The following is a 13494-nucleotide window of genomic DNA, read 5'->3' on the forward strand; positions in this document are numbered from 1 at the left end:
AGGGCAAGGTAAATAAAACTACTTTAACAACCCTAGATGGCTCAATTTGGTAATCGACCTGAAGAGTTTTTATAAGAGGTCATGTGAAATAAAAGTTGCTTAGTATGTTTTAGATGGCGCAGTTTTGGTAATCGACCTTACACTTTTTTATATGAGAGCAAAGTTAATGCAATTGCCATAGCAACTTCTGTCTCTCTTTATTCCTTTATAGCCAGCGACGAACAGATTTTTGGTATTGCTGGTATGCTAACCCAAACTTCTCTGCCATAAACGTTTCTTCTGGCATAATTTGAAATCGGTTCATATAAAGAATAAATACCGGCAACATAATAAAACTCGCAATATTACCAAGATAAATTCCCCAACCAACTAGCATTAGTAACATACCAACATACATTGGGTTACGGCTAATTTGATAAACACCACTTGTAACAAGACTCGCTGACTTTTCTGGAATTCGAGGGTCAACAGTCGTGCCTTGCTTACGAAATTGATAAACCCCTAATAAAGCAAACATCACACCTGAAAATGCTATGAGTATTGCTACAAAAGATGATGCAAAAAACGAGAAGCTAAAACTCATAAACAAGTCAGCTGTGCCCCACATCATCAACGCAATGATCAACAGCAGCACAACTGGGGGCACTTTTAATTCTAACTGATTCACACCAGCTCCCCTACTTTCAATGCCTTACCTCGACTAATTTGATGACACTGTGCTAAGAATAACTCGGCCGTTGCCATCGCATCAGTGAGGGCATGGTGCGAGCTATAATGCGGTAAGTTGTAGCGCTTACGGCATTCGCTAAGTGTTAAATCATCGTGCCCGATTTCGTGGCCTTGCTGGTGCAGGCTTTTTTTTCAATAACAAAGGTATCAAGAATTAAACGCGCCTTTGCATCTAACCCAAGCGTTCTGCAGGCCTGTTTTAAAAACCCCCAATCAAGTGCCGCGTTATGAAACACTAAAATGCACTCACCAAAATGCTGATGCAGCTTGCCAAGAATGGTTTCGAGGCTTTCACCTGTATCTATGTCTTGTTTTGCAATACCATGATAAATCGGACTTTGCTCTAAGCTTTGCACGTCTTTATTTATTAAGTGCTGTGCACCGCTGAGTTTAATGCATTGATCTTCTATCATCACCCACGCCACCGAGACAATTTCGTGCTGGCGAGGATCAAGGCCCGTTAATTCCATGTCTATCACTACGTAGCGCTCTTTATAGGCATCGGCTGCCAAGAGTTGCTTGCGCGCTAAATACCGACTTAACCAGCGTTTAACCATACCCTCTCCTATAAACTACCGCGAGCAAACTTAAATGCGGCGGCTTGTTGCGCCTGCTTAACCAAATAAAATGCTTCTTTTAATTGATGTCGCTCCAATGAATTCAACGCATTTGGGTTAATACAGTTGCTAGGCAATCCCTCTTCGTTAATTTGCGTGCCCAAACGCAGTTGAGTTAAAAATCGCCAACAGTCTTTTAAGTTATATAGGTCATCTTTATTGAGTAGCGAAAACTTCATTAACGCGTCAATACGCTCTTGCGTATTAGCACGCTGAATACCCGCTTTGAGGGAATATAAACGCACTATGTCGTTAATGATCACCACACCACGTTTTTTTAAGTCGAGGTATTTATGCTGCTTTTCGTCTTTTTCTAATTTGAACTGATTGAACAAACCAATGGGCACTGGGGTATTTTTAATGTCGCTCGCCATAGCCGCATAGAACAAGTCATTTTTAGAAATGCGTTTTAGCTGCTCACAAAAGCGCGCATATAAAGTAGTGGAACCTTCAATAAACCGTAAATCAAAAAATATCTTACAATTGAGCATCGCCTCTGGTGTCGGTGAAGTGATCCACTTATGAAACTTTTCTGTCCAAGCATTAATGCCCATACGGCACTGTGCATTGCTCGCCATAATATTGCCTGGGCAACGCTTTATACCGCACTCAATTAAATGCTCACAGACATACTCGCCCATGCGCTTAAAGTAATCGTGTTGTTCGTCTGTTAGATCATCAGGTAGCAACAGGCCATTATCTTGGTCTGAATGCAGCGTTTGTTCTTCTCGTGCTTGTGAACCAAAACAAATAAAGCTAAAGCTGGTTGGTGCCGCACCATTATCTTCTTGAAACAAACGGATCAAACGCGAAGTCAGTGCATCGGTTAAGCCACTTAATAATTTACCAATCAAGGAGATGTCATCAATATTGTTCGAAAAGCCTTTTAACAAGCCAGGTATCTCTTGCGAATAACGCTTTAAATCAACCACGCTGTGCGCTTTGTAAATTCGTCCAATCAATTGTACTGGGTCGCTTTTTTGCTGACGCAGCAAATCAGTACTGGTGAGCATACCTAGGGGTTTGTGATGTTCATCAAGAACAGGTAAATGGTGAATATTGTGCTTAAGCATTAAGTGTAGCGCCGAAAACACGCGGTTATTTTCAAAAATAAACTTGGGCTTACACGTCATGATGCTACTTACTGACTCTTGAGGGTCAACCTCATCGGCCAATACGCGGTTGCGTAAGTCTCTGTCGGTGACAACCCCAACGAGGCGATCATGTTCCGTTAACATAATCGACGAAACACCATGCTGTTTCATTTTTTTAGCGGTTTGACGAATACTTGCATCTGGTGCCAAGGTGACGGCTTTGCGATTCATCAATTCGCAAATTTTTTTCTCCGACCAACTGTCGTTTTGACTTTTATAATGAGACGACAATAAACGGTTTTTATGGGCGCGAACAAAGTACTGCTCAAACACTTTATACTCACGGCGTAAGTAATCAAATGCCGCTTGGTTTAGCATGTACACAATGCCTTCCTTTTGCACTGAAATGCTATTTTGAATTGCTTCGCCGGTTAACAGTGAAGGAAAACCAAAGTAATCGCCACTTGATAACTTAGTGATCACATCGCCTTTTGGGTCGACCAAATCATAATCGCCAGAGCGAATTAAAAATAATCTTAGATTATCTGAACTTAACCACTGATTTTGATTCTCACGGGTCAGATAAATAATATCGAGATGGTTTACAAAATACTCACTAGCAGCACCTTCGAGCTGATTAAATGGCGTTTGTTGCATCACAAATTGGGCGACTTCCTGTTGCTCGGTATTCATGGTCATTCTCGCTATAAAATAGAGACAATATCTACACTACCCCTGTTTTAAATAAATAAAAAGCCCGACTTAAGTCGGGCTTTTGAACTTCAAGAGTGTGTTCTCATTAAATGGTTTTATTAGTGCGCGTGTGCTGCGCTCGAACCTTTAGGGTTACGGATACCTTCAACCATTTCTTGGATTTCAACTGGTGTTTCAGCTGTTAGTTTCAGTACGATACCTGCAACTACAAAGTTAACAATCATACCAACTAGACCGATACCCTCAGGTGAAATACCAAATAACCAGTGTGCCGGTGCATTTAATTCAGGGCTTACGAACTTGAAGTAGATAATATAAGCCGCTGTAAATGTAATACCTGTCACCATACCCGCAATCGCACCTTCTTTATTCATCTTCTTAGAGAAGATACCCATAATGATGGCTGGGAAGAAGCTCGCCGCTGCTAAGCCGAAGGCAAAGGCAACAACCGAGGCCACGAACCCTGGCGGGTTAATACCAAAGTAAGCTGAAATCACAATCGCTATCATCGCTGCTAAGCGCGCAGCAAGTAGCTCTTGTTTATCGCTAATATCTGGTTTTAATGTACGTTTTAATAAATCGTGCGATACCGAGGTTGAGATTACCAATAGTAAGCCTGCTGTAGTTGATAGCGCTGCTGCGATACCACCTGCTGCAACCAATGCAACAACCCATGCTGGTAAGTCTGCAATCTCAGGGTTAGCAAGTACCATGATGTCGCGGTCAACTTTAACTTCGTTTGCGCTGTTTGGATCATCAATCTTACCTGCTGAGTAGAACATTTTGCCGTCACCATTTTTATCGTTAAAGGTGATTAGGCCTGTTCTTTCCCAGTTTTTAACCCATGCTGGTGCTTCAGCGTACTCTGTACCACTACCGTCTTTACCGTTAATTGTATCAATCATGTTTACACGAGCGAATGACGCTACAGCAGGTGCTGTTGTATAAACGATTGCAATGAAAACAAGTGTCCATGCAGCTGAGATACGCGTGTCTTTAACACGAGGAACAGTGAAGAAACGAACGATTACGTGTGGTAAACCTGCAGTACCAACCATTAGCGCGCCTGTGATTGCGAATACATCAATCATGCTCTTCGAGCCTTCGGTGTATTGCGCAAAGCCAAGCTCGGTACTGAGTCCATCTAGTTTATCGAGTACAAACTGTCCTGAGCCATCGCTAAGGGTTGCACCAAAACCTGTTTGTGGGAAGAAGTGACCTGTCATCATCATTGAAATGAAGATTGCTGGAACAAGGTAAGCAAATACGAGTACACAGTACTGAGCTACTTGCGTATATGTAATCCCCTTCATACCGCCTAATACCGCGTAGAAGAATACAATCACCATACCAATGTAAACACCGGTCTCAATATCTACTTCTAAGAAGCGAGAGAAAACCACGCCTACACCACGCATTTGACCTGCGATGTATGTGAAACAGATAAAGATGGCACATAAAATTGCAACAACACGTGCAGCTTGTGAGTAATAACGGTCACCAATGAAATCTGGCACCGTGAACTTACCAAACTTACGTAGGTAAGGAGCTAAACAAAGTGCAAGTAGTACATAACCACCTGTCCAACCCATTAGATATACACCACCGTCATAACCCGCAAACGAGATAATACCCGCCATTGAGATAAACGATGCCGCACTCATCCAGTCAGCAGCGGTTGCCATACCATTTGCTAGCGGCGGTACACCGCCCCCTGCAACATAGAATTCATTAGTTGACCCAGCACGAGCCCAGATTGCGATGCCGATATAAAGCGCGAAGCTTAAACCGACGATAATAAACGTGAGTGTTTGAACATCCATTGCTTAGCTCCTATTCGTCTACGCCATATTTTTTATCTAACGTATTCATTTTGAAAACGTAAACAAAAATCAAAGCAACAAAGGTGTAAATAGCGCCTTGCTGGGAGAACCAGAAGCCGAGTTTAAACCCAAAGAAACGTATCTCGTTAAGTACGTCTACTAGTAAAATGCCGAAGCCAAATGACACGACAAACCAAATTGCTAATAATTTAAATAGCAGTGCGAGGTTTTCCGCCCAATAAGCTTTTGCTTGTTCTTCATCTTTAAAAGCCATTTTTTATCCCCTTATGCATTACAAAAAAGTAATGAGTGGTATTAGTTGTCATTAACTAAGTTAGCAAGGGTTCTGATTTATGGAATTGAGACCATAGTCGTAACAGCCAGTTTACGTTTACGTAAACTGCAAAACACCATTTGTTAATGAATGGTAAAAAACAATAATTAACAACAGCTTAACCTATAAAGATAAATTTGCGAAATAGCGAAAATAGTAAAAACGAATGATCTGCGACATTAGTCTAATAACAGCGAACAAAACACCACTATCTTTTAAATATCAATAACTTGCTATTTATTAATTTTTATTGCAAAAAATCTAGTCATCGAAATCGTACATAATTCTGGTAAGGTAGTGTTATTACAATAATTACTGAATTTAAACATGACAGCTGCGCTTTTATTTGTTGCACTCGCCTATATTGGCGTGTTGTTTTGGTTGGCAAATTGGGGAGACAAAACCACTCCTCTTGCAAAAAGAATTAGTCACCACCCATTTGTTTATTCTTTTTCACTAGGGATTTACTGTACGTCTTGGACTTACTACGGTTCAGTTGGTACAGCAGCCACCAGCAGTTGGAATTACTTACCTATTTTAATTGGCCCTGCGCTGCTATTTTTCTTTGGCCAAGGGTTTTTACGTAAATTAGTACTGGTCAGTAAAAAGCAGAATATCACCACTATCGCCGACTTTATTTCAGCTCGCTATGGTAAACGGCAAACCACCGCGATTATGGTAACCATTATCGCTTTATTAGCGACGATCCCTTATATCGCTCTGCAATTAAAAGCACTGAGTGGCAGCTTCTTATTATTACAAAACGACGATCGTATTTCGGGGTCTATGCTGGCCCTTTCAGCAACACTTATCATGGCGATGTTTGCGATATTCTTTGGTACTCGTAAAGTCGATGTAACCGAATATCGCTCAGGGCTAATGCTCGCTGTCGCCTTTGAATCTATGATTAAGTTATTAGCTTTGGTGGCCGTTGCTGGGCTTGCTTTATACACATTATTTAATTTAACTACGGTGCAGACCGAGCAGCTAACGGGCTCTATTTGGCAGCACTGGCATAACTTCGACTTTTTTAGCTTTAACTTTATCGGCCAGTCATTAATGGCGGCAGCGGCGATTATCTGTTTGCCAAGGCAATTCCACGTAACTGTGGTCGATAACCAAGATAAACGCCACCTTTATACAGCCCGCTGGGCATTCCCCCTGTATTTGTTACTGACTGCTGCAATGATTTTCCCTATTGCAACGGCAGCTATACACCCTGGCATTGGCAGTGGCTTCTCACCAGATAGCTTTGTATTAGCCCTACCACTGATGCACGAAAACGCCTTTTTAACGACCTTTGTATTTATCGGGGGTCTATCTGCGGCTACAGCGATGATTGTTGTAGCCACACTCACGCTCAGCACCATGATCTCAAACGATGTAGTATTGCCGCTAATGCTGCGTCGTAAGTTTAAACGTAATCTCATCACTAGCAGCTATAAGTCGCAAATCCTGTTAGTAAGGCGCTTCACAATTGCCGGCATTTTGATTTTGTCATATTTCTACCAGCAATGGTTTGGTCATGGTAAAGCATTGGCTAGTATGGGTTTAGTGGCCTTTTCTTTGGTATCGCAATTACTTCCTGCAATTGTCGGTGGCCTATATTGGCGAAAAGGCCATGCTTATGGGGTTTATGCCGGATTATTAGCAGGCTTTATTTGCTGGGTTTTATTCTTAATGCTGCCTATTTTAGATGCGGGCAATACCTTAAACGCAGAGCTACAACAAACACTTATTACTCGTGGCACTCTAATCGCCTTGTTTGCCAATATTGGTTGTTACATTAGCTTTTCGCTCGGTGCAGATGAGCGTTTAATTGATAAAATTCAAGCTGCAGCCTTTGTAAATCCAAAAGAGCAAGCCGTATTCGCTAGACGCTTAAATAAAAACGTTAAAGCCACCGTTTACGATTTTAAAGTGCTGCTGCAAACCTTCTTAGGCGTGCAACGCTCGCAACAGGTGCTGGCTCACTTTGCGTTGTCGCATAACTTAGATGACAACAACGCGCATCCTGAACCTGAGTTTATCGCTTATTGTGAACGCGCCTTAACCGGTGTGCTTGGTGCCTCTTCAGCACAAGCGCTGATCCACACGGTTGCCTCTGGTAAACGCATGGCCTTTGAAGAAGTGGTTAACTTTTTTGATGAAACCACGCAAGCCCTGCAATTCAATCAAAACTTACTATTTACCTCTCTTGAAAACCTCAGTCATGGTATTTCGGTTGTTGATAAAGAGCTTAATTTAGTGGCGTGGAATAAGCGCTACGCAGAGATGTTTGCCTACCCAGATGACTTTCTTGAAGTAGGCCAACCAATTGAAGATGTGCTTAGGTACAATGCCGAGCGTGGTGAATGTGGTCCCGGTGAAGTTGAGCGCCATGTAGAGAAGCGTGTACAGCATCTTAAAAACGGCACGCCCCATCACTTTATTCGCCACCGCCGTAATGGCCAAGTTTTCGAAATGATTGGTAACCCACTGCCAGATGGCGGCTTTGTAACAAGTTTCTCTGACATTACTGTGCATATCGAAACGCAAAATGCGCTTGAAGAAGTAAACATGGACCTTGAAAACCGTATTGAAGCGCGTACTCAAGAAATCCGTACTATCAATAAAGATTTACAAGCACAAATCGATAGCCGAGTACAAACTGAGCAAGCACTTACTTTAGCTAAAAAAGAGGCAGAACAAGCTAATGACAGTAAAACACGATTTTTAGCCTTAGCTAGCCACGATATTTTACAACCGCTGAATGCGGCGCGTCTGTACCTTGCAGCCATTGATGATAAAACCCTATCGAGCAACAACTTAAATAACTTTGAAAAGCTTGGCGCAAGTTTAGATTCAACGGTGCATTTGATGTCGGCGCTGTTAGAAATTGCCAAGCTTGAGCAAGGGGCAATGACCCCTACTCCACGCCACTTTAGTATTGATGACATACTTGCCCCGCTGAAAAATGAATACGCCATTATGTCGAGCGAAAAAGGCTTAAAACTGACGGTGCGTTCAAAAGGAATTATTGTTCACAGTGATATCACTTACTTACGACGAATTATTCAAAACTTAGTGTCAAATGCGGTTAAATACACCGATAGTGGCCGAGTTTTAATTGCTTGTCGCAAACGCAAACACCATTTACGAATTGAAGTATGGGACACCGGCCCTGGCATTACAGAAGTAGAGCAAGCGAAAATCTTTAATGACTTTTATCGTATTGAAGCCGGTGATAACAAAGGGGTGGGTCTTGGCTTAGGAGTTGTAAAACGAATGGCCGACTTACTCTCTTTACGTTTAGATGTAAGCTCAACGCCTGGCAAAGGTAGCCGCTTTAGTATTGAAGTACCTTATGGTGAAAGCCAGTTTATTCAACAAAAAGAGGCGCCTAAAAAAGGTGTTGAGAACCGCAGTGCGATGAATATTATTGCGGTGGATGATGACCCTGAAAACCTTAATGCCATGGCAAGCCTATTGCAAAAATGGCAGGCAAATTATCAACTCTTTGATCAAGTTGAAACCGTGATGGCCTATGCCAAAGAGCACCGAGCGCCCGATGTGATCTTAATGGATTATCAGTTGGGTCATGATTGCGATGGGATAACGCTTATTAAAACCCTAAGAGAAATTTGGCAAAGCCCTGTGCCTGCTATTTTAATCACAGCGGTGCGTGATGAAGCGTTAAAACAACAAACCAAAGCTGAGCAAATTCATTACCTTAGTAAACCCGTTAAGCCCGCAAAACTCAAAGCACTGCTTAATCACAGTGCTTAACAATACCACTTAAGGCAAAGCAGTAGGCTTTGCCTTAAATTTTTGGAACAACCAGCTAAGTGCCACTAACGACAAGCCTAAGCCGATAAACGAAATAGCTCGAAGTAATCCAGTTAAGTTTGCCATATCAATCAAAAACACTTTTAACACCACCAGCGCCAATAAGCCAAGGCCGAGCTTTTGTAATACCGTAATAGCTCTTAACTGCCCCGCCACAACCACCAAGCCACCGATAACAAGCCAAACTAAAGAATAACTGTAAAGCTCGGCATCTGAGGTTGGCAAAGCAATATTTATAAACTCGCCTTGCCAGTTATGGCGAATTTCCGCATTGATATATAAAACACTCATCACACCCGCAAGAGCTGTAAACAGCTTTTGTAAATAGTGCTGAGATTGAGTTAGTCGGCTTGCCCAAATTGCAATACAGGCAGGGACTAACCAAAGCAATAATAGCCAGTTAATAATCGGCCAACTGCCTATATTTATCGGCTCAAAAAACGGATTTACTGCGGTAAAGCTTTTAAGCACTAACAAGCCACTCAATGTTAATAACGCAAAACCTGCTACTTGATAGAGCTTAGCTAATTGCGCAGTAAAGCGTGAACGCAGTAAATAAACACAACCCAAGATGCCCCAGTTACAGGTTAATAAAATATGCTCATACACAGACAAGCTCTCAAAATCAGGGTAGCGCCCCACCAACTGATAGCTCGTCTCTGTGGTAATAAATAAAGCAATACAATGAAGCACCGCACCTTCTAGCCACACCCGAACAGATTGCAGCTGCCAGTGCCTCGCCGCTAAGTAAAATAAGCAAGCGCATACTGGGTACACAACCAAACTCCAATGCACACCGAGCAGCAGCGCATCACTATAATCAGCTGACCAAGGGGCAAAACTTAACCTAACAAGTAAAGCACCAACTAAACCTTTAAGCGGCCAAGTCGGAATGCTGAGTGCATGTTTATTAACATAAAAACTAATCAACAATACTTGCGCAGCAAGCGCTAAGGTTAAGCTACTGCCTTCAAGGAGCATGGTTAATGCCAAACTAATATTGGCATTGCCGCCAAGCCAGTAACTAAATACCCGCATTGGGTTCGTGCTGTTAATTGATAACTTAAATAACCAAGCAGACAGTGCGAGTAATACAAAGCACCAAACCGGGTATGCCGTCGTTAAGGCATGATCGGGCGTGATGACATATAAGCAACTAATAATCACAAAGCCTGAAAGTGAAGCGAGTAAGGTAAAGCCAAAGCGTTTAGGGTATTTACGGCCAAATAAAAACCCACAGCCAGCAAACAAAGCAATAAAAAACAGCCCTGCTCCGTAGTTTTGCCGAAATACAAAAAGTTGCTCAGAATAATCAACAGCATTGTGTTGCCCTATGAGCAAACACACCACACTCACAACAGCTATTATCAGCCAATGATCCCATGCACTGTTTTTTAATACCAAAAACAACAGTAAAGCCACTAACGACAACATACTAAGCTGCCAAGTAAGCAGTTGGTTACTGCTCATGAGTAAAAGATAAAGTGGCACGACAACAGCTAACAACAAAGGGTTGTCGGGTAGTTGTTTAAGTAGCGTTTTGAAGCGATGTGGGCGGTGTTCAATTTGCTTAATACTCAGCCCAAGGCGTGGAATAGCAATTAACAATACGATGCTAAATAGAGCATACAGATTAATAAACCAGTGCAGGTTTTTAGCTGCACTCATCGCAACTAGGTAATACCAGCCTAAATGACCCGCCCATAACAGATACCACAACCAATGCCGTTTTACGTAATGAGCAACTAGCGAAGCTGATACACTGACAAACGCAACATAAGTTAGCAGTGCTATAAAGTCATTGCTCCCGGTATTAACCCAAACCGGCACGCTGTAGGCGCCAATAATGCCAATGACTGCTAGCACTGGACCAAAACGCAGTGCCATCCAGCTTGCTGCTACAGAAACTAAGGTTAAAATGCTAAATGCAGGTAACGCTTGGAGTAAGCCATAATGGCTATAGGCCAGCAAGGTCAATGCAAAACAACTAATAAAACCACCACTTGCCAGCGCTGCGGGAATATAGTTGCTAAACCCATCAAAAATAATACCTTTGCGATGTAAAACCTCAGCCGCGACAATTAAGCTCAAACCAAAAATAGCGCCAAGCGTAAGTCGCATGGTTTCAGATAATAAGCCTACCTCCAGTGAATAGCGGGCCAAAAAGATACCGCCAAAGGCAAGGGCAACTGCTCCTACCCAAGTTAGCCAATTGGCTTTGATTTGTGTAACGAGTTGGCTGACTAGCGGATTTAAAGTCGCAGGCTTGGGTTTTGTTAGCTCTGGCTTCTTAGTGATTGCCTCAATTGGCTTACTAATGAATACAGGCTCTGGTTCAGATTTTGCAATGTCAGTCAGATCGTCGTTTGAATTATCAAACTGGTTTGCAGTATTTGTTTGTGGATGATGACTATATGTCGCGTTAAGTTTTACTCGAAGAGCTGCCACTTCTCGCTTTAAACTAGAGAGTTGAAAAAAGGCAAAAATACCCGCAATTGAGCCACCTATAACAACTAGTGCAAGTAATACTAGTAACGCAATACCGCCATCCATACCCTCTCCTTGTGTACGCTTTAAACAAAAAAGCAAAAAGCCTTAATTGTTTATACAATAAACACTTAGCAAGAGTAAAGAAACAACGATATTGCGTTTTAGCCGGTTAAGACTGTTCAGTCACCGTGCGCTCTAAGGTCATTTTGTAACCTGAATCAGTGGTTTCATCGTGTTCAATCACCAAGATATAGTTACCTTCTTCAGTAAAATCCATATCGCTTTGTTGTAAAAGCACAATCTGTTGGCCGTTATCTTCAAACACCACATAGGTTGTATAAACTTCGTTATCAACCACCTGCTCTTGTTGGTCGTATTGATCTAACCCTTCAACAACATTGCTAGTATCTTCAACCGTTTCACCATTGAGGGTGAAGTACACATCAACCTCGTCAATTTCTTGCCCTGCATAGCTATCAATTAAGTTAACCACAGTAACTGCATGGCTGTAGCTGCTTGGAGTTAGGTTTTCTTCAATGGTCATCATACGAGGGCCGTAATCTTTGTCATTGTAGAAAAGACCAACCGCACTTTGCTCACGTTCTAATGTCATTAAGAAGTTATCTACAATCGTGTCACCCGCTTCATCTAACATGGCGACGCTGTAACTATTTGGCGACATGCTCATGTATTCAGAGTAACTATCGTTGCTAACAACTTCGGTGTTAGTCGCCGTTGTGCCTCGGGTTACTTTAAACTGGGTTTGCGTGTACTCATCGATAGTATTGATAAAACGCAGCTGACCTTGCGCGTCTTGGTGGTTCAGTTGTGTTACAGAGCTACTAGCCGTTACGACATCAAGCGTAATACCATCTTCTTCTGTTGCATAACTTGGACGGATCATCGCCATGTACGTTGCTTCATCATTAAAGTACACGGGTGGTGATTCAAAAATCACATCTGTGCTACCGCTAGCGGTAATATAAATAGTGTAATAACCTTCCTCAAGCGTCGCTAATTCTGGTTCAACGAGGTATTGCGAAGTCATTAATAACTCAGCGGTATCAAATAAACCGTCGTCGGTAGCAACGTATACATCGTAAAGGTTATCTTCACCAACGATATTAAAAAAGCCAACATTGAATTCATCTTCATCGCTTGACGTCGGCACACTGAGCTCTGTAAACGTTGGTTCCGCAAAATCGCCATTCATTACTAGCAGCTGAGTTTGATCATTTTTAATTTTGATGGTTTCTTCATCGATAGTGATATAGCTATCGTTGGCATCAACATATTCAAAACTTAAATCATACTCCCCCGAACTGTAGTTATGACGAGTTGATACATCACCAAAATCTGCGCCCGAACGTTCAGTGTCATCAACAAATAAACGCGTGTATGGGCTGTTGTAAGAGCCATTGTACAGTTGCACATAGCCACTGTTGCTACTGCTGCTGTCGTCGCTTGAACAGGCAGCCAGTACCGAAAGCAAACTTGAGGCAACAATTGTTTTAAGCAGAGTGCTTTTCATGGAATTTTTTCCTTATTGTTTGTAATACCCCATTCTGACTCGAATAGTGCGAAAAAATTCTATGTTTTACAAACTATTACCTTCACTTACAGTTGCTTACGATAAAGTTAAAAAGTGTAGAAAATGATGTAGAAAAGCACTCAATTAATCATAATTATGGACAGAAAATCACATTTATAGTGAAAGCAGTTTACTTTTACACGAAAAGTAAATAATGATTACATTTTAGGCGCTTATACAATCAAATCAGATAAATTATTAGATAGTTAAATTTGCGCTATGCAGCACAAAAAAATTAGCAAATAATGGTGTTCACACAAACGGGATTAGAATG

The 13494-nt window shown here is 41.9% G+C and carries 7 protein-coding genes and 1 pseudogene; 1 reads left to right on the forward strand and 7 read right to left on the reverse strand.

Going from position 1 to position 13494, the window contains the following annotated elements:
- Positions 1-205: 205 nt before the first annotated feature.
- The 5 genes and pseudogenes from C2M25_RS12770 to C2M25_RS12790 all read right to left on the reverse strand — a co-directional run bounded on the left by C2M25_RS12770 (position 206) and on the right by C2M25_RS12790 (position 5251).
- Positions 206-667 carry a methyltransferase family protein gene (locus tag C2M25_RS12770; RefSeq protein WP_105181260.1) on the reverse strand — a complete coding sequence of 154 codons (462 nt, stop codon included), beginning with the start codon at positions 665-667 and terminating at the stop codon, positions 206-208.
- Positions 664-1286 (reverse strand): annotated as a pseudogene (locus tag C2M25_RS12775) (3'-5' exonuclease). Before C2M25_RS12775 ends, C2M25_RS12770 begins: the two are co-directional and overlap by 4 nt.
- An 8-nt stretch (positions 1287-1294) precedes the next feature.
- On the reverse strand, positions 1295-3133 hold the full coding sequence (locus C2M25_RS12780) for a DUF294 nucleotidyltransferase-like domain-containing protein (RefSeq protein WP_105181360.1): 1839 nt from the start codon (positions 3131-3133) through the stop codon (positions 1295-1297).
- 119 nt (positions 3134-3252) lie between these two features.
- Positions 3253-4977, reverse strand: a complete 1725-nt coding sequence (locus tag C2M25_RS12785) for a sodium:solute symporter family protein (RefSeq protein WP_063703256.1) — start codon at positions 4975-4977, stop codon at positions 3253-3255.
- Positions 4978-4987: 10 nt separating this feature from the next.
- The gene (locus C2M25_RS12790) at positions 4988-5251 is read right to left on the reverse strand and encodes a DUF4212 domain-containing protein (protein ID WP_054551160.1); all 264 of its coding nucleotides are present in this window, start codon (positions 5249-5251) and stop codon (positions 4988-4990) included.
- A gap of 387 nt (positions 5252-5638) precedes the next feature.
- On the opposite strand from C2M25_RS12790, the gene C2M25_RS12795 reads away from it, so the two are divergent.
- Entirely contained in the window at positions 5639-9079 is a 3441-nt protein-coding gene (locus C2M25_RS12795) for a PAS domain-containing hybrid sensor histidine kinase/response regulator (RefSeq protein ID WP_105181261.1), read from the forward strand.
- Positions 9080-9088: 9 nt separating this feature from the next.
- Here C2M25_RS12795 and C2M25_RS12800 read toward each other — a convergent pair whose 3' ends face one another.
- Both C2M25_RS12800 and C2M25_RS12805 read right to left on the reverse strand, forming a co-directional pair.
- Positions 9089-11692, reverse strand: coding sequence for a DUF2339 domain-containing protein (locus tag C2M25_RS12800; protein WP_105181262.1), 2604 nt, complete (start codon positions 11690-11692; stop codon positions 9089-9091).
- A 106-nt stretch (positions 11693-11798) separates the two neighbouring features.
- Complete coding sequence (locus C2M25_RS12805; RefSeq protein ID WP_105181263.1) at positions 11799-13160, reverse strand: hypothetical protein; 1362 nt, start codon at positions 13158-13160, stop codon at positions 11799-11801.
- Positions 13161-13494 lie beyond the last annotated feature (334 nt).

Origin of the sequence: Pseudoalteromonas sp. T1lg21, from assembly GCF_002964625.1 — a bacterium.
Taxonomy (GTDB): Bacteria; Pseudomonadota; Gammaproteobacteria; order Enterobacterales; family Alteromonadaceae; genus Pseudoalteromonas; species Pseudoalteromonas gelatinilytica.

Bases quoted from the DNA above. Each gene is read 5' to 3' on its own strand.
- C2M25_RS12805 (WP_105181263.1), bottom strand. From the start codon at position 13,160: ATGAAAAGCACTCTGCTTAAAACAATTGTTGCCTCAAGTTTGCTTTCG.
- C2M25_RS12790 (WP_054551160.1), bottom strand. From the start codon at position 5,251: ATGGCTTTTAAAGATGAAGAACAAGCAAAAGCTTATTGGGCGGAAAAC.
- C2M25_RS12800 (WP_105181262.1), bottom strand. From the start codon at position 11,692: ATGGATGGCGGTATTGCGTTACTAGTATTACTTGCACTAGTTGTTATA.
- C2M25_RS12780 (WP_105181360.1), bottom strand. From the start codon at position 3,133: ATGAATACCGAGCAACAGGAAGTCGCCCAATTTGTGATGCAACAAACG.
- C2M25_RS12785 (WP_063703256.1), bottom strand. From the start codon at position 4,977: ATGGATGTTCAAACACTCACGTTTATTATCGTCGGTTTAAGCTTCGCG.
- C2M25_RS12795 (WP_105181261.1), top strand. From the start codon at position 5,639: ATGACAGCTGCGCTTTTATTTGTTGCACTCGCCTATATTGGCGTGTTG.